Origin of the sequence: Sphingomonas sp. FARSPH (assembly GCF_003355005.1) — a bacterium.
Classification (GTDB): Bacteria; Pseudomonadota; Alphaproteobacteria; order Sphingomonadales; family Sphingomonadaceae; genus Sphingomonas.
The window spans coordinates 71,415-90,147 of sequence record NZ_CP029986.1 but is presented as its reverse complement, the minus strand read 5'-3'; the positions used below and the strand labels follow the sequence as shown (position 1 = coordinate 90,147).

Here is an 18,733-nt window from a genome sequence, read left to right as displayed (position 1 = left end):
ATGCAGGCACTGCTTTACACGCTTGCGCCTGTGCTGGCGGTCGTGCTCGGCGCGATTATAGCGAGCCGCTCCAAGTTGAAGCCCAACCTTGTGGCCGGCCTCCAGCATCTCGCGGCAGGGGTCGTGTTCGCGGCGGCCGCGACTGAAATCCTGCCGCAGGTCAAGCATGAGGCGTCGCCCAGCGCGACGTTGATCGGCGGGGCGGCGGGCGTCGCGACGATGCTAGGGCTCAAGGCATTCGAAGCCCGCTTCAAAGGACCGATGGCGCTGCTCGCCGCGATCGGCATTGACATTCTGGTCGACGGCTTGGTGCTCGGCCTCGCTTTCGTGGCGGGCGAAAAGGCGGGTTTCCTGCTGACGATCGCGCTGACGCTGGAAGTGTTGTTCCTAGGGCTGACGCTGACCGACGAGCTGGCGGAAACCTATCGCTCGCGCCTTCGCATTATCGTGATCGTGTCGGCATTGGCGCTGCTGCTGCCGCTCGGCGCGCTTGCGGCCGTGCCCGTCGCCACGCTGTCGCCGGTGATGGTCGCCGGCTTCCTCAGCTTCGGGCTGATGGCGCTGCTCTATCTCGTCACGGAGGAGCTGCTGGTCGAGGCGCACGAGAAACCCGACACCCCGCTCATCAGCTCGATGTTCTTCGTGGGGTTCCTGGCCCTGCTCACGCTTGAGGAGATTATGGGATGATCTCGAGCAATGACAACAAAGGCGGACAGGAGCGCCGCACCCTCTGGATCGTCCTGCTGCTGAACGCGGCGATTGCGGCAGGCTTCTTCGTCTCGGGCTTCTTCGCGGATTCGAGCGCGCTGATCGCCAACGGCGTCGACAACCTGTCAGACACCGCCGTGTACGCGCTGAGCCTCGTGGCGCTCACCCGGGGCAAGACATGGAAGACACGCGCCGCGATGGCGTCGGGCGTCATGCTGCTGATCTTCGCGGGCGGCATTCTGCTCGATGTCGCACGGCGCTACGTGCAAGGCAGCGAGCCGATCGGACCGACGATGATGGTCATGTCGGCGATTGCCGGTGTCGTGAATTACCTCTGCCTGCGGCTGCTTCAGCGCCTCAAGGATCCGGACGTCAATCTCCGGGCCGCCACCACCTTCAGCTTCAACGACTTCATTTCCAACGGCGGCATCCTGATCGCCGGCGTGCTGGTTTTGTGGCTGGGCACCAACTGGCCGGACCTGCTGGTCGGCTTCGCCACCGCCATCATCGCCATCAAGGGCGGTGTCGAAATCCTGCGCGATGCGCGCGCCGAAACCAAGAAAAGCGAAAGGAGGTCGTCATGAACGACAAGCTCGAACTCGATATTCCAGTGCTGTTGCCGGACCTGCCTGATGCGGCCGATGCCTGCCTGGACCGTCTTGTGTCGACCCTATCCAAGCGCGAAGGCGTGGAGCGGGCGCATGTGATCTGCCTCGACGGCGACACGCCGGCGGCGCTGTGCATCCATTTCGATGCTGCCAAGCTGCCGCTGCCGCGCGTGCGCGAGATGGTGCGCGCCGCGGGCGCCGAGATCACCGACCGCTATGGCCATGCAATCTGGCAGGTTACAGGTATCAATCACGAGCGTCGGGCACGCACCGTCAGCGATGCGCTGTGCGCCTTGCCCGGCGTGGTCCAGGCAAGCGCCAGCACCAGCGGCTCGGTTCGGGTCGAGTATGATCGACGCGAAACCACCGAAGAGGAGGTCCGCGCTGCACTTGGCAAGCTGAAGGTCGGTGTGGGCAAGCGGGTCGCGGCCGACGACCATGCCGGCCACGACCACGGGCCGGGGGGCCACGGCATGAGCGAGGAGAAGCACGGTCCCGGCGATGGCCACGACCATAGCCATGCCGAGTTTCTTGGCCCCAACACCGAGCTGATCTTCGCGCTCGCCTGCGGCGCGCTGCTGGGGATCGGCTATGCGATCGAGAAGCTAGTTGCCGGCGCACCGGAGTGGCTGCCGACCGCCTGCTACATCACAGCCTACTTTTTCGGCGGATTCTTCACGCTGCGCGAGGCGATCGATAACCTTCGGATGAAGAAGTTCGAGATCGACACGCTGATGTTGGTCGCTGCCGCCGGCGCCGCTGCGCTGGGCGCATGGGCCGAAGGCGCGCTGCTGCTGTTCCTGTTCAGCCTTGGTCACGCGCTCGAGCATTACGCGATGGGTCGCGCCAAGAAGGCGATCGAGGCGCTGGCGAAGCTCGCCCCGGAAACCGCGACCGTGCGTCGCGACGGGGAAACTAGCGAAATCCCTGTCGAACAGATGGTCGTCGGGGACATCGCCATCGTGCGCCCGAATGAGCGCCTGCCCGCCGACGGCTTCGTCATCAAGGGCACGAGCGCGATCAACCAGGCCCCGGTGACGGGTGAAAGCATCCCGGTCGACAAGGTGCCGGTCGCCGACGCTGCGGCGGCACGCGCAAAGCCCGATGCGTTGGACGCGGAAAGCCGGGTTTTTGCCGGTACGATCAACGGCGGCGGCGCGATCGAGATCGAGGTGACGCGCCGTTCCAACGAAAGCGCACTCGCCAAGGTCGTGAAGATGGTGAGCGAAGCGGAGACGCAGAAGTCGCCGACGCAGCGCTTCACCGATCGGTTTGAGCGGATCTTCGTGCCTGCTGTCCTGATCCTGTCGGTGCTCCTGCTCTTCGCATGGGTGGTCGTCGACGAGCCGTTCCGCGACAGCTTCTATCGCGCGATGGCGGTACTGGTGGCGGCAAGCCCGTGCGCGCTCGCCATCGCAACTCCGAGCGCTGTCCTGTCTGGCGTTGCCCGTGCAGCGCGGGGCGGCGTGCTCGTGAAGGGCGGTGCACCGCTCGAAAACCTTGGGTCGCTCAAGGCGATCGCTTTCGACAAGACGGGCACGCTGACCGAAGGTCGTCCGCGCATCACCGATGTGGTGCCCGTCGATGGCGCCGATGAAGGCGAGCTGCTGGCGCTGGCCGTCGCCGTCGAAGCGTTGAGCGACCATCCTCTGGCCCAAGCGATCGTCAAGGACGGCCGCGAACGACTGAACGATCGTGCCGTGCCGACTGCCGGCGACCTCAAGAGCCTGACCGGTCGGGGCGTCACCGCGAGCGTGGATGGCGAGACGGTCTGGATCGGGAAGGCCGAGATGTTCGGGAGTGAGGGTATTCCGGCGCTGGGGCAGGGAGCGCAGGACGCGATCGCGAAACTGCGCGAGAACGGTCGCACGACGATGGTGGTCCGCAAGGGGGACCGCGACCTGGGCGCGATCGGCCTGATGGACACGCCCCGCGAAGCGGCAAAGACCGCGCTGCGCCGGCTGCACGAGATGGGCGTGTCGCGGATGATAATGATCTCTGGCGACCACCAGAAAGTCGCCGAAGCGATCGCCAACGAAGTCGGGATCGATGAGGCGTGGGGCGACCTCATGCCCGAAGACAAGGTTGCCGCGATCAAGAAGCTCGCCGGTGAAGACAAGGTCGCGATGGTCGGCGACGGCGTGAACGACGCGCCGGCGATGGCCAGTGCAACGGTCGGCATTGCAATGGGCGCGGCGGGCTCGGACGTGGCGCTGGAGACAGCCGACGTCGCATTGATGGCCGACGATCTGGCGCACCTGCCGTTCGCGGTCGGCTTGAGCCGTCACACACGCGGGATCATCCGCCAGAACGTCTTCGTCAGCCTGGGCGTGGTCGCCTTCCTCGTTCCTGCCACCATCCTGGGCCTCGGTATTGGGCCAGCGGTGGCGGTTCATGAGGGATCAACGCTGCTTGTTGTCATCAATGCGCTCAGGCTGCTCGCCTACCGCGATCCGGCGGGGAAGGCGGCATGAAGTGGATGATCGCCTTCGACCTCGACGGCACGCTTGCCGAGAGCAAGCGGCCGCTGTCGGAGGATATGGCCACAACCCTCGCCCGATTGCTCGCCGTCACGGATGTGGCGGTGATCTCGGGCGGGGACTGGCCGCAGTTCGAAAAGCAGGTCGCCTCGCGTCTTCCTGCCGGCGCCGCGCTTGACCGTCTCTGGTTGATGCCGACCACAGGCACAAAACTCTATCGGTTCATCAACGGCGCTTGGCGCGCGGTCTATGCCGAGCTGTTCGACGACGCAGAGAAGGCGACGATCCGCGCGGCCTTCGATCAAGCCCTGACCGATGCCAGCCTCGCCGACGAACGTATCTGGGGCGAACGGATCGAGGACCGGGGCAGCCAGATCACCTTTTCGGGGCTGGGGCAGGCAGCGCCGCTAAAGGAAAAGGAAGCGTGGGATCCCGACCGAAAGAAGAGGACCGCGTTGCAGGCCACGTTGCGCGCGACGCTGCCGGACCTCTCGATCAATCTAGGTGGCACGACATCGATCGACGTGACCAGGGCAGGGGTGGACAAGGGCTATGGCCTGAAGCGCCTGAGTGCTGAAAGCGGCGTCCCGCTCGACGGGATGCTGTTCATCGGCGACGCGATCTTCCCCGGTGGGAATGACTATCCCGCCGCTGAAATTGGCCTCGATACGGTGAGAGTGCGCGACGTTGCGGAAACCACCGCCGTCGTGACAGCCATCATCGCATGTCTGCACCGGTAGGGATCGCCGATGTTCGCGATCCCCGCCTTGGGCCTGAACGTCTGTGGGACTCTCGTCCCGACCTTAGCCCTTTACCTCCGATCTGGAGCAATCGCGTAGAACAGGCAGGCCGGCATGTTTCAAAGCTCGTGGTGGGAGATCGCCACCCATATCATCAGTCTCGCCGTCGCCTACGCGCTCGCCCTTCCTGTTGGCTGGGATCGCGAGAAGGACGCCCGCAGCGCAGGCATCCGTACATTCCCGTTGGTTGCCATCGCCAGTTGCGGCTTCGTGCTGGTGGGCATCGCGATCCTCGGCCGCACGTCTCCAGCGCAAGCCAGGTTGCTCGAAGGTCTGATTACGGGCGTCGGCTTCATCGGGGGCGGCGCGATTCTGAAGAAGGGCGACAAGGCGTCAGGTACGGCGACGGCGGCCAGTCTGTGGGCGACTGGGGCACTCGGCGCGGCCGTAGGCTACGGCCTATACGACATCGCCTTCATCCTGAGCGCCACTACCTTCCTCACCCTGCGCTGCTCTCGTCCGCTCAAGCGTGCCACCAATGGCGACGTTGGCAGCTCGGCGAGCCCATGACGAGCCCTTGGGCGAGCCGATGGATGCGGCCTGTGCGATCCCTTACCCGGCGCTGGTCACCGGCGACGACCATCGCGGCGCGAGACCGCCAACATCGCTTGCTGCGCTGGGCGACGCTGCTGGAGCGCAATCCCCACCAGATAATCGGCCTGCTGTCCCCTCGTGGGCGGGCGGCGACGCGCGCAGCACGATGGTCGATCGGCCGAGCGCGATCGACGTCGCATGGAGCGACGTGGTGCTGCGGGTGATGGGGTTGGCGGGACGATCGCGAGGTGAAGCAAAATCGTTCTTCGGGTTGTCGGATGCCGAGCTGGATCGGATTGCCGCAGGTTCGTGGCGGTGTCCGGTTCGACCCGCTTGGCAGGTCGCCGTGCGGATCAGGACGTCGAATGTCCGCGCCTGGAAAGTCGGATCGTTGGGTCCGTCGTCGCCCTCCTGCTCGTGACTTGCGCGATCTCCTATTGGATCTTCTGACGAGGCTGGTTTGTGTTCGACATCATAACATCGATCCTCGCGTCACTCGGCGGCTTTGGCGTCTTCCTGTTGATGCTGGCTGAGAACGTCTTTCCGCCGATCCCATCGGAAGTGATTTTGCCACTTGCCGGCTACACCGCTGCGCAGGGGCGCGGCTCGCTGTGGGTGGTGGCAATCGCCGGCACCCTCGGATCGGCTGCAGGGGCGGTGCTGTGGTACTATGTCGGCCGCTGGATCGGCATCGAACGATTGAAGCGCTTTGCTTCCCGCCACGGCCGATGGCTGACGTTGACGCGCGGTGAGGTCGATCATGTCGACCGCTGGTTCGACCGCTACGGTCGTTGGGCGGTTCTGTTCGGGCGCATGGTCCCGGGAGTCCGGACCCTGATTTCGGTGCCCGCAGGGGTCAGCGGGATGCCCCTTGGTCCATTCTTGGTCTCGACGCTCACCGGCTCGGCCATATGGACCGTTATCCTCGTGCTGGCGGGCTATGAGCTGGGCGAACGCTATAGCCAGGTGGCGAGCGTCATCGAACCGATCAGCAACGCCGTGCTCGCGCTGGCCGTCATCTGGTATCTTTGGCGGGTCGCGACTTTCGGGCGATCAAGGGGTGGCCATTGATGGCTGACCTGCTGCCCGCGTTTCCTGCCGGCCTTTGGCTCATGGCAGCTTCGATGCTTGTCCGCATCACACGCTTTGCACGTGCTTTTAGCCTGATCTCACCAGCCAGCTCGATCATCCTCATCAGATTGGTTGGAAGGCTTCACCGCAGCGGATTTCACGCATGGCGTCGCAACGGAGGGAAGTGGCGTTGGGCCGGAATATGGAGAGGATCGACATAATGGGGAACAGCAAGCAGCAGGCGGTCATCGCCGTTGCCGCAACAATCGTTCTGTCCGGATGCGGGCTGATTAAACCACGCGACGCCGGCTATTTCCGCTTCCACGCGGAAGAGGCGAGACTGGTCGTCACACGCTGCGAGCGGGGCCAAGAGACCGGCAGCGATTGTGAGGCCGCAGCGCAGGCCGTGGCCGAGCTCGACGCGGCGGCGCAGCGAGAGTCCTCCGGCAACGGCCGACGCTGATGGTGGCCGCCTTCGCCCGCACCGACGCTATGGAACACCGTCTATCTCGACCGCGTCGTCCGGAATCTGCTTGGCAACCGGGTCGACGTGCCCGACGAACTGCTCGCTCACGTCGCGCCATTGCGCTGGGAGTACGTCGGCCTCAACGGCGACATTCTCTGAGGCGACATCGACAAACCCCGTGAACAGTTCAGGTCGCTCCGGCTCCACCAGCAAGGTCGGAACGCTTAGACCCAATGACTGCGGGAGCCTCGGCGGCTCGAATCTGGGATGCTGACTATGGATTAGTCAGCAACGGAGACGAGTCATGACGGAGGCAGTGAAATACATCGGGCTGGACGTGCACAAGGAGACCATCGCTGTCGCGGTGGCCGATGGGGAACGCGGGGGCGAGGTACGCTATGTCGGCACGGTTCCCAACGAGGACGATGCGGTCAGAAAGCTGGTCAAGCGGCTGACCGGGGCGGGCACGAAGTTGCAAGTCTGCTACGAGGCGGGCCCGTGCGGCTACGGCCTGCACCGGTTGCTAACCGGGCTGGGGCAGAGCTGCATCGTCATCGCCCCTTCGATGATGCCGTGGCGACCTGGCGATCACGTGAAGACCGACCGGCGTGATGCGATGACGTTGGCGCGCCTGCTGCGTGCCGGCGAACTCACCGCGATCTGGGTGCCGGACGAAGCGCACGAGGCAGTGCGCGACCTGATCCGGGCAAGGCGCAGCGCGAAGGAGGACGCCACCGGGGCCAAGCAGACGGTGAAGAGCTTTCTGCTCCGGCACGATCGTCGTTATGGCGGCAAAGGAACCTGGACCAAGATGTACTGGCGATGGTTGTCGGAGCAGCGGTTCGACTTCCCGCATCAGCAACTGGCGTTCGAGGAGATGCAGAAGCGCGTGCTCGAGGCGCAAGCACGCGTCGGCCGCCTCGAGGCGGCCCTCGGCGAGGCAGTGGAGGGCTGGCGGTTCGCCCCGCTTGTCCGCAATCTACAGGCGCTGCGTGGCATTCAGTTGGTCAGCGCCGCAACGTTGGTCGCCGAAGTCGGCGATCTTACCCGCTTCGACAATCCCAAGCAGTTGATGGCCTATGTCGGGCTGGTACCGTCCGAATATTCCAGCGGCGCTCGCAAACAGCGCGGACGCATCACCCGCGCTGGTAACGGGCAGGCGCGCACCATGCTGGTCGAGGCAGGCTGGGCTTACCGGTTGCCTGCACGCGAGGAGCGTCGCTACCGCGAGCGGGTCGCTGATCTGCCCGACGAGGTCCAGGCTATCGGATGGAAGGCGCAGGTCCGCCTGTGTCAGCGTTTCCGCCGCCTGGCCGCCACGGGCAAGCCCCAGCCCAAGGTAATAACCGCGATCGCGCGCGAACTCATCGGCTACGCGTGGGACATCGCGAGGCGCGTGTCGCCGGCGGTCGCCACCTGACCCTTTCCCCGAACGCGACGAGAGGAGGCGCCAGCGCACGACCTGCATAGCCTTGGCCGGCGTGCCGCGGGCACCCGACTGTGATGGGTAATCCACGGCGTACGTTGGGGCAGGTTCGTCCGACGCCCGATCTTAGACGGTGGACAGGCCCAGCGACGGATACGGGTAGTGCGGTAATCAACCCGCGGATGAGAGCGTGATCAATCGTCGTCGATCAGGCGCCCGCGGCACACCCGCCAAGGTCAATGCGACGCTGGCTTCCTGGCCAGCGAAGGAGTAAACTCGGCCAGCGTCTCGGATGGCAGTCATGAGAGCGTACGTGCTCGACCATCCTCTCACCGGTGCACACCCTGCATGTGACGCTCGCGGAAGGGGCGGACCCGGATGCCGTTCGCCGGTCCGTCAGCGGCCTGCTCGCCAAACGGTTCGATATCGAGCATAGCACGGTGCAAATCGAGGGTCCGGGCGACGGCTGCGAGGATCGGTCACATCTGTATCGGTAGCACCGATGCGAGACCTGCAATCGTCATGGCGGGCATGGGTTGACTCCGGACTATGGTACGGACCCCATATAGGCGTTACGATCCCCCGGAGAAGTGACATGGCCGCGGCAGCGAAGAGCGCCAGTATTTATCGGATGGTGATGCCGACGCACACCTGTCCCTATGGCCTGAAGGCCAAGGACCTGCTGCGGCGCGAGGGCTATTCGGTCGAGGACCACTGGCTGACGACGCGCGAGGAGCAGGACGCCTTCAAGGCCAAGTACGACGTGAAGACGACGCCGCAGATGTTCATTAACGGCGAGCGGGTCGGCGGCTTCGACGATCTGCGCCGATACTTCGGCAAGGCCGTCCGCGATCCCAAGGCGGTCACGTATCGGCCGGTGATCGCGGTATTCTCGATGACGGCGCTGATGGCGTTGGCGGCGAGCTACGCCGTGGTCGGGGCACCGTTCACCATCCGCGCGGCCGAGTGGTTCATCGGCTTCTCGATGATCGTCCTCGCCATGCTGAAGCTCCAGGATATCGAGAGCTTTTCGAGCATGTTCCTCGGCTACGATCTCCTCGCCAAACGGTGGGTGCCCTATTTGTAGCCGCTCGCAATCGGATGGGCTCCTGCTCGCAAACAGACCACTTTTCTGCTCGGATTAGCTGACAGTCAGAGCGCGCGTCTGCTCACGCTTTTTGACAATATGCTCGCGATCTCCCGCGGCTGCTCGCAATCAGCGCCCCGCGCTCACGCTCAGCGCTACTGACGGGACTGGTCAGAATCTGATCCCCTCGACCAACCGAGTTGCGGCCTGGCAGCTCGCGGTGGTCGCGCACCAAGCCCTGACTTCAAGGCCCGGGCTCCGAACACGACGACGTTGCGCCTCTGCATCGAGAGGGACGATAGCGGCGTAGAGGAGATCGGGCTCTTTCTGTCCGGGGCTTGCTGGCCTGAACTTCCGGAGAGTCACCCCATCGATGTTGAGCGTCGAGGGCGCGGCCGCGGAAAGGGGCCGGCGAGCCAGGCCGTTCCCGAATGAAATCTCCACCCGATAACCCTCCCCCTCGACCATGCGGCCGTCAACGTCGCCCTCCAACTTAGTGATTCGCGCCTGTCCCACGTCGAACGTGCAGCAGCCGGCGATCAGTAGGCGGTCGCCGGCCACATTGCGGGGGTGGATCGAATACTCGGTTCCGACGGGGCCGGAGAGCTCGGTGGGCCGCGGCTCCTTCTCGGAGCCGCGGTCGCACCCTGCCAGGGCGATGAAGGCCAAAAGCCATCCCGCCCCGGTCGAGGCCTTGCCTCGGTCAGCCATAGAACCCGACCAGCAGCGCCCGCTCGTCAGAGCATAGGCTCCGCTTGATCTGCCCAGGGTTGAGATAGGTCGTCATCAAGCATGGCCCTGTCGAACCATCGGTGCGGTGGTCCATCCCTTTCACGTGACCCATCTCATGCGTCATCGCGGACTGCCAGTCGATATGCTGGCCGATGTTGCTCGACGTGATCGACGAACCGCAGATCAAATCGGTCGATTGCGCCGTGTGGCCCGTGTCGTAGTAGATGCGGTCGGTATTGACGTACACGGTCGCGTCGATCGCCTGCGCAGGTGCTGGCCCGGAATAGCCGTAAATGATGGTCCGCATGATCGCCGACATGCTGGAGCCGTCCTGGATGTTGATGAAATCCGGGTCCTCGGTCGCCGAGTAGTAAGTCGACGTGTAGTTCTGCGTCGTTCCGGTGAGCTGGAACGAGCGCCCTGCGGCGTTGATCGTGTCGACCGCGGCCTTGGTGTTGGCGTCGCAGGCGGCCGGAAGCGCATAGTTGATCTTCACACCCCGCGACCCGTTCGGGAAGTAATAGGGTTGCGGGATCGGCCCGGCGAACGCCGGTGCGGCGTTGGCGAGGGCAAGCACGCGCGCTGTGTTGGACACAACGAACCGGGAACTTGCGAGTAAAGTGCCGGCCGTCACGCTGGGCTTCTGGATCATCAAAATCCTCGCCACCACGCTCGGCGAAACGGGCGGCGATACCGTCTCGATGACGATGGACCTCGGTTATCTGGTCGGGACCGCGATATTCCTGACGGTGCTGGTCGCCCTGGTCTGGTGGCAGGTCGCGTCAACGCGCTTTCACCCGTTCCTTTATTGGGCAACGATCATCGCCTCCACGACCGCGGGAACGACGATGGCGGACTTCGCCACGCGCTCGCTCGGCATCGGCTATACCGGGGGATCAGCGCTGCTGCTCGGCTGCGTGCTGGCCTCGCTGTTGGTCTGGTATCAAACGCTGGGCTCGATCTCGGTCAGCACCGTGCGCGAGCCGAAGGCCGAGCTGTTCTACTGGGTCACGATCACCTTCTCGCAGACACTCGGCACCGCGCTTGGAGACTGGACGGCTGATACGGGCAACCTCGGCTATATCGGTGCGGCTGGCATCTTCGCGGGTCTGCTGGCCGTTTTGGCGCTGCTCTACTTAATGACGAACGCCAGCCGCGTGGTGCTGTTCTGGGCCGCCTTTGTTATGACGCGACCCCTTGGCGCTGCGGTGGGCGACTTTCTCGACAAGCCGTTCGATCATGGCGGGCTCGCGTTCAGTCGGCCGCTCGCGTCCGCAGTCCTGGCGGCCGCCATCCTGCTGCTGATCGTCGTTCTCCCGCAACGTGCCGGAGAGCATCCTGGGCATAGGGAGAGAACCTAGCTCGCTACTTCTCAAATGCCCTCAGGATCGGACACGGCCCATCCGACCCGGACCCGCACTCCATCGCAAGCCGGCGCAGCGCTGTGCGGACCCGCTCGAGTTCCTCGATCTTGGCATCCAGCGCGGCAATGCGCTCGTTGGCGAGCAGGCGCGCGCGCGCGCGATCGTCGGTCGCGTCCAGCGCCAGCAGCTCGCCGATCTGCTCCAGCGTGAACCCGGCCGACTGCGCCGCGCGGATGAAACGGAGCCGTCGAACGTCGTCGTCCCCATAGCGCCGAAATCCGCCGGCCGATCCCGACCCGCCGGGCCGCTCGGGCGTACCCAGCAGGCCGCGGCGCTGGTAGAAGCGAACTGTCTCGACACCGACGCCGCCTTCGCGCGCAAGCCCCGCGATCGTCATGCTCGTCATGCCTTGACTCCGGACTATGGTACAGACCCTATATAAGTCGTGTAACCAATTGGAGAAGCGATATGGCGACCACCGCGCCCAAGAAGGCGGCGCTCTACCGTATGGTGATGCCCGAGCATACTTGCCCCTATGGCCTAAAGTCCAAGTGGCAGCTCGAGCGGCACGGCTATGAGGTCGAGGATCACTGGCTGCGCACCAAGGAAGAGACCGAGGCGTTCAAGGCGAAGCACGACGTCAAGACCACGCCGCAGACGTTCATCGGGGCCAAGCGGATCGGCGGCAACGACGACCTCACCCGCTTCTTCGGCGGTCACGTGCCGGCGAAGGACGAGACCAGCTACAAGCCGGTGATCGCGGTGTTCGCGATGACGGCGTTGATGGCGCTCACCGCCAGCTATGCCGTGCTTGGCACGCCGTTCACCGTCCGTGCGGGCGAGTGGTTCATCGCCTTCTCGATGTGCGTGCTGGCGCTGTTGAAGCTCCAAGACGTCGAGAAGTTCTCGACCATGTTCCTCAACTACGATCTGCTCGCCAGGCGCTGGGTGCCATACGGCTACATCTACCCCTTCGCCGAAGGCGGCGCGGGCGTGCTGATGATCGCGGGCGCGCTGACTTGGCTGTCGGTGCCCGTCGCGCTCGTCATCGGCACGATCGGGGCGGTGTCGGTCTTCAAGGCCGTCTATATCGACAAGCGCGAGCTGAAGTGCGCCTGCGTCGGCGGCGCAAGCAGCGTGCCGCTCGGCTTCATCTCGCTGACCGAGAACCTGATGATGGTGGGAATGGCGCTGTGGATGCTGTTCGCCCCGTCCGCGCTGTCGATGGCGCACTGAGGCTGCAATTGACATCGAAGCGGCGCGCGCGCGGATAGGGAACGTGGGAACCAGGTCGCAACCTTCCGCCAGCCTGCTCCGCGTCGCCCTGCTCGGCGTGCTCGCGGCGCTCCTGCTCCTGCGCCTGGGACCGTGGTGCGAGGCGGCGGCGAGCGCCGCGCCGGTGGCGCCGGTCATGGCCGGTTGCGACTGAAAGGGGACGCCGACGAAGAAGGCACCCGGGTCGGCATGCACAACACCATGCGCGGCCGTCCACCAGCCTACCCTAATTAGGCCTGCGCCGTGGCGCTTGCCGTCGACAACGCCAATTCCTGCTCCGGCTTAAGAGTTGGCCGGGCTGCCGGTGCCACCGGCAACGCCCCCGCCGCGAACGGTGTGACCTCCTCGACAGCTCACACGTTCAACCGACGGAGATACTGATGACATGACTGAAACTGATCCGCGCCGCCCTGGCGCTCGCCCTCCCGACCGCGGCGTTCGCGACCGATGCGGGCTGCTGCTGCGGCGCCGACAAGGCGTGCTGCAAAGGATTGCGCGGACTGCTGCGACAAGATGAAGGCGAAGCCGGGTGATTCCAAGCCTGCACCGATGCCAGGCATGAACCACTGAAACGGGGCGGGGGCGGGCAACCGCCCCCGTTCTCGCTAAGACCCTCGTCTAGCCGCCGTGGCGAGCATAGACGCGCTGGCCGCTCGGGCCGAACGCGATCACGTCATAGGCTTGGGGCCGCATGCCCGCGACCTCCATGCCGGGAGAACCCATCGGCATTCCGGCGACGGCCAGGCCGCGCACACCCTTTGGGTGCTGGGCGATCACCCGCTTCATGTCGGCGATTGGAACGTGGCCCTCGAATGCCATGCCGTCGATGATGGCGGTGTGGCAGGACGCAATTGAGGTCGGCACGCCGAGCCGGCGTTGGTACGCGGCGCGGTTGGCATCATCAACGATTTGCACGTTGCGGCCGAACTGCTGGCGCACTTGCGCCGCCCACTTCTCGCAACAGCCGCAGCCGGGGTCGCGGTGCATGACGATATCCGCCGCAGCCGATGCGACGCTCGGAACGGCGATCAAGAGCATTGCGGCTAGGAAGCGAGGGCGATGGGTCATGGGTCAGCTCCAACGGAAGTGATCCCGCCCTGCCGCGGGTGGTTGGGGGGACGGCAGGGCGGGTGCAGCGCGCCTTACTGCGCGCGCTTGCCATGCTTACGAAGCCAGGCTTGCAGCTCCGCGATGTCCTTTTCCTGCTTCGAGATCGTCATCGTCGCCATCTGGCGGGTCTCGGCATCCTTCGCATCACGTTGAGCGACCCGCGCCATCGCGATCGCGCCGCGGTGATGCTCGATCATCTTGCGGGTCCACATTTCTGCCGCATCACCCTGCTTGGCCGCCATCATCTTCCGGTGCATGTCCATTTCGGCCTGGCCGTAGGGATTGCCCGCCATCATGCCGGCCATATCGCCGTGATCCATGCCCTGCATCTGGCCATGGTCCATGCCTTGCATTTGGCCGTGGTCCATCGCCTGCTTCCCGCTCTGTTGGGCAAACGCGGGCGTGGCGACGAGCGCCAAAGCGGTGAATATCGAAATAGAGCGCATTTCCTTCGAACTCCTCGTGCTACCCCCATCTGCTACGCGGCGCAGCCGCTCACCCCTCAACGTTTTATTTCACCTGCTTGAGCCCGCCACTAAGACCTGATGAGCGACAGGCCGCGCACGCAATCTCCCTATCAAGGTGCAAGTGGCTGAGCAGAGACGCCGCCAGGACGCCGGAGGGGGGCAGACCTGAACTGGCGGGTGAGCGCTTAGATGCTAAGGGCCATGAGGCCATACATCACGAGCGTGAACGTCACCGCGGTTAAGCGGCCCGGCCCGTTCCCATCATCAGCTTCATCTTGTCGGGTTTGTCGTCCGTCACGCATGCCCCTGCTGGAGCGTTGATTGATCCTTGGACGCCCGTCGCGACCGCTTCGGCCAGCGCATGTAAAGGAGCACCGCTCCGCCCAGCCAAAGCGCCACGCCGCCAATCGCGAACGCAAGCAGCCAAGGCGTGTTGAAGTTCTCGTGGTTGCTCCAGTCCATGATGTGTAGCCCCCAGAAGAAGTCGTAGAGCCGCCACGTCCCGGTCCTGACCGCCGCGATGCGGCCGGTGTCGCCCGCGACGAAGACGCGAGTCGCGTCTGCGTCGGCGAAGGCGACACGCCATGCGGGGAGCGGACCGCGATATTCGGGGCTGGGACACTGGATGCGGTCCACCTTGGCCTCCGGTCGGCCGTCTCCGCGCCACGCGGCGCGGGCGACCGCCTCGGCATCAATCGCGGTTGGGGCGGGCAGCGCCGCGCCGGTCCGCGCGTCAAACAGCCGTGTGCCCTTGGCCGCCGTCACCTCGGCAATGGGGCGGCCCAGCCACAGGCGATAGGTGACGGCCTCGACCGGCGCGGCACTGGCCTCGGTGATCGCCGATGGCGGTGCAAGCGGGACGCCGGTAGGCAGCGCCGCCACGGCCTTGCGATTAATCAGGTGATCGCCATGCACGCGGTCGATGGGCAGGAAGCTCATCAATGCGCCGCTGGTGAACCACAAGAGGAGCTGCGCGCCGATGATGAGCCCAAGCCACCTATGCGTGCGGCTCGCGAACAGGTGCAGACGGGCGCGCCGGCTCCTCAGAACCACGTCCTGATACCGGCGACGAAGCTGAACCCGCCCGTGTTCTCGCCCGGCGCACGCGAGTAGCGGCGGGTGTCGCCGAACTGGCGCTCCCACGATACGCCGAAATAAGGGGCGAACTCGCGCCGGAGCTCGTACCGAAGTCGAAGCCCCAGCTCGGCGTCGATCAGCCCGGCACCGTAGCCGTCACGAGGCACGTCCTGCGCGGCCAGGTTGAACTCGGCGCGGGGTTGGAGAATGAAGCGCTGGGTCAGCCGTTGATCGTAATAGCCCTCGATCCGCGCCAGCACGTCGCCCTTGTCGGACAGAAAGGCGGCAGCTTCGAGATCAAACATATTCGGAGCCAATCCCTCGATGCCGAATGTGGCATAGGTGCGCGACGGATTGGGCTTGAAGTCGTAGCGGATGCCACCCTGCAGGTTCCAATAGGGGCCGATCGTGCGCGAGTAGAGCGCCTGCACCTCGGCACTCTCGATGCCCTTGCCGAACGTGCCTTCGCCCTCGGTCTTCGCAACGAAGCGGTTGATGTCGCCGCCATACCAAGCCTCGCCATCCCAGCGATAACCGATCCGCTGACCGGACTTGCGAACCGCCGATCGTTCGAACGCTGCTGCGAACGTCACCTTGCCGGGGGCGGGGGCGGCGCGATCGCAACCTTTGACATCGATCTTTTCAAGCAGGTCAACGATCGCCACGGCCACGCGGCCGGCGATTTGGTCCTGAAGCGGTTCGCGGCTTTGGCCAAAGGGATGGTGCGGGAAGGCGATGTCGTCGCCCGGCTCGGCGGCGAAGAGTTCGCGGTCCTGCTGCCTCGCGCGAACTCCGAACAGGCGCTCGCAGTGTGTGACCGGCTTCGCGATGCGACCCAGAAGATGGCAGTATCGGTCGGCGGAGCGACGATCCGCATCACCGTAAGCGGAGGCATTGCGCCGCTCAGTGCGGACACGAGCCTCGATGCCACGATGGCCGTCGCCGATGCTGCCTTGTACAGCGCGAAGCGGGCAGGGCGGAACGTCCTGATGATGGCTGCTTGAGGCGAGGGGGAGGCGTTGCGCTGGAACTTGTGTGCCGGGCGCAAGCTCCGGTCTACGTCCGCTCCAGCATCTCTCTTACCAGCGCCAGCAGCTCGCGGGGCCGGTATGGCTTGGGAACGAACCGGGCGCCGCTGGCCAGATCCTGCGGTTCAGGCGTAACCTGCCCGGAGGTGACAAGAATGGCGCAATCCGGGCACATGGTCCGCAGGAGACTCGCAAGCTTGAGGCCGTCGGGATCGCCCGGCATCTGGATGTCCGTGAACACGGCGCAGACATCCGCTCCCGATTCCAACAGCTGGAGCGCGGCACTGCCGCTATCCGCTTCAAATACGGTGTAGCCGGCATCGGTGAAGGTGTCCGCCGCCAGCATGCGCAACAGGGGATCGTCGTCGACGACGAGGATTGTGTGTAGACTGGAGGTGCTCACACTCGCTCAACCCGGCATATCCGTCCGCGATCCATTGAAGATGCTGGAACTTCGTCTGATCGGATAATAGGTTGGAGGTTGGGCGCTCTCTGCGCTGCAGGGGACGCCAACCATCATGACCGATCCACAGGACGAACTTGCCCGCTTGCGGGCAGAAGTCGTCAAGCTTCAGAGCAGCCGTGGCCCGCTCGGGCCCGAGAGCTTCCACTCGCTCGAGTGGGCACTGGAGCGTGTCGCGGAGCGGCAAGCGACCGATCAGGCGCGCTATCGATCCTTGCTGGACAGCACGACCGACTACGCCATCATCATCATGGATGTAGAGGGCGTGATCACTGATTGGAACGAGGGTGCGCGGCGCATTCTCGGGTGGGAGTTTGAAGAGGTGAGGGGGCTTTCTGCCGACCTCATCTTCACACCCGAAGATCGCGCTGCAGGCGTACCGAAGCAAGAGATGCTCGGCGCCCGGGAGAACGGCTGTGCCGAAGACGACCGCTGGCACCTGCATAAGGGAGGTAAGCGGTTTTTCGCCACCGGCATGATGATGCCGCTCCTCGTCGAGGGCCAGGAGCAGGGCTTCGTCAAGATCCTGCGCGACCGTACCCGCCAGCGGGAAGAGGCAGAGCGTCGCGCGCGCATGGACGAGCGCCTTAAAGCGGCGCTTGCGGCCAGCCCTGGGTTGACCACTTTCGAGCTCGATCTTCCGTCAGGTGTCCTGCGCGGCGACAATCGCTTCTGGCAGCTGCACCGACTGTCAGCAAGCGACGAGCAAGAACAGTCGCTTACGCGCTTTCTGGGAGCGGTTCATGACGCCGATCGCGCGCATGTCCAGAGCGCGCTTGAGAGCGCCCGTAACGATGGCGTGGCGGTTGCGATCGACTATCGGGTTCCACAGCATGCCCAACTTCCGCGCTGGATCACTCTTCAGGGTCGACCAACCTTCGACCACGAAGGCCGATCAACGCGGCTGCCAGGAACGGCGCTGGATATCACGCGTCGAAAAACGCGGGAACTCTGGGCTGCGGCGCTGGTCGAACTCTCCGATCGTTTGGGACGAGCCCGGCATACGTCGGAGATGACGCAGGCGCTCGGCGAGATCCTCGGGCGAACATTCGAACTTACCCGTGCCGGCTATGGGACGATTGATCAGGCTGCGGGGACGCTCACAATCGACCGCGACTGGACATCGCAAGGTGTAGCGGGTCTCGCCGGTTCCTACCAATTCGAGGACTATGGCCTGCCGCTCGACCAACTCGCAGCGGGACAGCCTGTCGTCATCGACGACATCGAGTCTGATCCGCACACTGCCGGCCATGCCGAGAGGTTCCGTACGCTTACCATTCGCGCGCTGGTGAACGTGCCGCTGCTTGAGCATGGCCGGCTGGTAGCCCTGATCTTCCTGCATGACCGTAACGTTCGGCATTGGTCCGATGACAAGCTGGCCTTTCTGCAGGAGGCGCTTCGTCGGACGCGTGAGGCGATCGAACGGCGACGTGCCGAGGATGCGCGCGAACTGCTGACGGGCGAACTCCATCACCGCGTCAAGAACATGCTGGCGGTGGTCCAGGCGATCGCCACGCAGACCTTTCAAGGCGAAGGCGTCGAGGACGCGCTCGACACCTTTCACGCGCGTCTCACTGCGCTCGGGGCGGCCAATGAAGCGCTTACGCAGGACAACTGGCGTAAGGCGTCGCTTGAGTCCGTCGTCCTTAGAGCCTGTTCGGCGCAGGTAGGGGCGGCCGGGCGCATACGCTCCTCGGGGCCGCAGCTCGTGATTAAGGCGCAGGCGGTGACCGCCTTCTCCTTGGCGCTTCACGAACTCTGCACCAATGCTGCAAAGTACGGGGCATTGAGGAACCCTGAGGGTTTCGTCGAGGTAAGCTGGACTGCTCAGGACGAGCAGTTGCAGTTCAGCTGGATCGAGGTCGGCGTGAGCGACGTCACGCCTCCGTTGCGCGACGGGTTCGGGAGCAAGCTCATCGAGCGGAGCCTAGTGCGACAGTTCGGGGGCAAGTGGAACCGAGATTTCGAGCCTACAGGACTGCGGGTTCGCTTCGATCTTCCGCTTGACCGACTTATCGCTGATTGATTCCCAGTCTG

At 64.7% G+C, this 18,733-nt stretch carries 22 protein-coding genes and 2 pseudogenes; 16 read left to right on the top strand and 8 right to left on the bottom strand.

Annotation, left to right across the window (positions count from 1 at the left end):
* The 11 genes and pseudogenes from DM480_RS16290 to DM480_RS16240 all read left to right on the top strand — a co-directional run.
* The gene (locus DM480_RS16290) at positions 1–687 is read left to right on the top strand and encodes a ZIP family metal transporter (protein WP_115381632.1); all 687 of its coding nucleotides are present in this window, start codon (positions 1–3) and stop codon (positions 685–687) included.
* Entirely contained in the window at positions 684–1,292 is a 609-nt protein-coding gene (locus DM480_RS16285) for a cation transporter (protein WP_115381630.1), read from the top strand. Before DM480_RS16290 ends, DM480_RS16285 begins: the two co-directional genes overlap by 4 nt.
* The gene (locus DM480_RS16280) at positions 1,289–3,790 is read left to right on the top strand and encodes a heavy metal translocating P-type ATPase (protein ID WP_115381628.1); all 2,502 of its coding nucleotides are present in this window, start codon (positions 1,289–1,291) and stop codon (positions 3,788–3,790) included. Before DM480_RS16285 ends, DM480_RS16280 begins: the two co-directional genes overlap by 4 nt.
* On the top strand, positions 3,787–4,536 hold the full coding sequence (locus DM480_RS16275; protein WP_115381626.1) for an HAD-IIB family hydrolase: 750 nt from the start codon (positions 3,787–3,789) through the stop codon (positions 4,534–4,536). The genes DM480_RS16280 and DM480_RS16275 overlap by 4 nt, the downstream gene beginning before the upstream one ends.
* A 114-nt stretch (positions 4,537–4,650) precedes the next feature.
* Positions 4,651–5,106, top strand: coding sequence for an MgtC/SapB family protein (locus tag DM480_RS16270; protein ID WP_053556572.1), 456 nt, complete (start codon positions 4,651–4,653; stop codon positions 5,104–5,106).
* A gap of 7 nt (positions 5,107–5,113) precedes the next feature.
* On the top strand, positions 5,114–5,551 hold the full coding sequence (locus DM480_RS16265; RefSeq protein WP_232834231.1) for a hypothetical protein: 438 nt from the start codon (positions 5,114–5,116) through the stop codon (positions 5,549–5,551).
* Positions 5,552–5,592: 41 nt separating this feature from the next.
* On the top strand, positions 5,593–6,201 hold the full coding sequence (locus DM480_RS16260; protein ID WP_115381624.1) for a DedA family protein: 609 nt from the start codon (positions 5,593–5,595) through the stop codon (positions 6,199–6,201).
* A 220-nt stretch (positions 6,202–6,421) separates the two neighbouring features.
* Entirely contained in the window at positions 6,422–6,664 is a 243-nt protein-coding gene (locus DM480_RS16255; protein WP_232834230.1) for a hypothetical protein, read from the top strand.
* 18 nt (positions 6,665–6,682) lie between these two features.
* Positions 6,683–6,895, top strand: a pseudogene (locus DM480_RS18900) (Tn3 family transposase); the annotation flags it as partial.
* A gap of 76 nt (positions 6,896–6,971) precedes the next feature.
* Positions 6,972–8,087 (top strand): IS110 family transposase, encoded by a 1,116-nt coding sequence (locus DM480_RS16245; protein WP_115381620.1) that lies wholly within the window; start codon positions 6,972–6,974, stop codon positions 8,085–8,087.
* A gap of 601 nt (positions 8,088–8,688) precedes the next feature.
* Positions 8,689–9,174, top strand: a pseudogene (locus DM480_RS16240) (glutaredoxin family protein); the annotation flags it as partial.
* A gap of 177 nt (positions 9,175–9,351) precedes the next feature.
* On the opposite strand, the gene DM480_RS16235 reads toward DM480_RS16240, so the two are convergent.
* Complete coding sequence (locus tag DM480_RS16235) at positions 9,352–9,849, bottom strand: hypothetical protein (RefSeq protein WP_125471581.1); 498 nt, start codon at positions 9,847–9,849, stop codon at positions 9,352–9,354.
* A 34-nt stretch (positions 9,850–9,883) separates the two neighbouring features.
* On the bottom strand, positions 9,884–10,564 hold the full coding sequence (locus tag DM480_RS16230; RefSeq protein ID WP_198665982.1) for a hypothetical protein: 681 nt from the start codon (positions 10,562–10,564) through the stop codon (positions 9,884–9,886).
* Between DM480_RS16230 and DM480_RS16225 the strand changes: the two genes are divergently transcribed.
* Positions 10,533–11,273 carry a COG4705 family protein gene (locus DM480_RS16225; protein WP_232834229.1) on the top strand — a complete coding sequence of 247 codons (741 nt, stop codon included), beginning with the start codon at positions 10,533–10,535 and terminating at the stop codon, positions 11,271–11,273. The genes DM480_RS16230 and DM480_RS16225 overlap by 32 nt on opposite strands.
* 4 nt (positions 11,274–11,277) lie before the next feature.
* Here the strand turns inward: DM480_RS16225 and DM480_RS16220 are convergent, their stop codons facing one another.
* Entirely contained in the window at positions 11,278–11,682 is a 405-nt protein-coding gene (locus tag DM480_RS16220) for a MerR family transcriptional regulator (protein WP_115381611.1), read from the bottom strand.
* 62 nt (positions 11,683–11,744) lie between these two features.
* Here DM480_RS16220 and DM480_RS16215 point away from each other — a divergent pair, with 62 nt between their 5' ends.
* Both DM480_RS16215 and DM480_RS18170 read left to right on the top strand, forming a co-directional pair.
* Positions 11,745–12,512: a MauE/DoxX family redox-associated membrane protein gene (locus DM480_RS16215; protein ID WP_115381609.1), complete on the top strand. Its 768-nt coding sequence runs from the start codon at positions 11,745–11,747 to the stop codon at positions 12,510–12,512.
* A 43-nt stretch (positions 12,513–12,555) separates the two neighbouring features.
* A complete protein-coding gene (locus DM480_RS18170) occupies positions 12,556–12,705 on the top strand; it encodes a hypothetical protein (protein WP_157968820.1) in 150 nt (49 codons plus the stop codon).
* A gap of 464 nt (positions 12,706–13,169) precedes the next feature.
* Here the strand turns inward: DM480_RS18170 and DM480_RS16210 are convergent, their stop codons facing one another.
* The 4 genes from DM480_RS16210 to DM480_RS18595 form a co-directional block, all read right to left on the bottom strand.
* The gene (locus DM480_RS16210; RefSeq protein ID WP_115381607.1) at positions 13,170–13,619 is read right to left on the bottom strand and encodes a DUF411 domain-containing protein; all 450 of its coding nucleotides are present in this window, start codon (positions 13,617–13,619) and stop codon (positions 13,170–13,172) included.
* A 74-nt stretch (positions 13,620–13,693) separates the two neighbouring features.
* Positions 13,694–14,107 (bottom strand): DUF305 domain-containing protein, encoded by a 414-nt coding sequence (locus DM480_RS16205; RefSeq protein ID WP_198665979.1) that lies wholly within the window; start codon positions 14,105–14,107, stop codon positions 13,694–13,696.
* 315 nt (positions 14,108–14,422) lie between these two features.
* Positions 14,423–15,181 carry a PepSY domain-containing protein gene (locus tag DM480_RS16200; RefSeq protein ID WP_115381605.1) on the bottom strand — a complete coding sequence of 253 codons (759 nt, stop codon included), beginning with the start codon at positions 15,179–15,181 and terminating at the stop codon, positions 14,423–14,425.
* Positions 15,172–15,843 (bottom strand): copper resistance protein B, encoded by a 672-nt coding sequence (locus DM480_RS18595; RefSeq protein ID WP_443026409.1) that lies wholly within the window; start codon positions 15,841–15,843, stop codon positions 15,172–15,174. The genes DM480_RS16200 and DM480_RS18595 overlap by 10 nt, the downstream gene beginning before the upstream one ends.
* Here DM480_RS18595 and DM480_RS18590 point away from each other — a divergent pair.
* Complete coding sequence (locus tag DM480_RS18590; RefSeq protein WP_443026408.1) at positions 15,727–16,209, top strand: GGDEF domain-containing protein; 483 nt, start codon at positions 15,727–15,729, stop codon at positions 16,207–16,209. The genes DM480_RS18595 and DM480_RS18590 overlap by 117 nt on opposite strands.
* 52 nt (positions 16,210–16,261) lie before the next feature.
* Here DM480_RS18590 and DM480_RS16190 read toward each other — a convergent pair whose 3' ends face one another.
* The gene (locus DM480_RS16190; RefSeq protein WP_232834228.1) at positions 16,262–16,636 is read right to left on the bottom strand and encodes a response regulator; all 375 of its coding nucleotides are present in this window, start codon (positions 16,634–16,636) and stop codon (positions 16,262–16,264) included.
* Positions 16,637–16,751: 115 nt separating this feature from the next.
* On the opposite strand from DM480_RS16190, the gene DM480_RS16185 reads away from it, so the two are divergent.
* A complete protein-coding gene (locus tag DM480_RS16185; RefSeq protein ID WP_115381601.1) occupies positions 16,752–18,722 on the top strand; it encodes a PAS domain-containing sensor histidine kinase in 1,971 nt (656 codons plus the stop codon).
* The last annotated feature ends 11 nt before the right edge of the window (positions 18,723–18,733 follow it).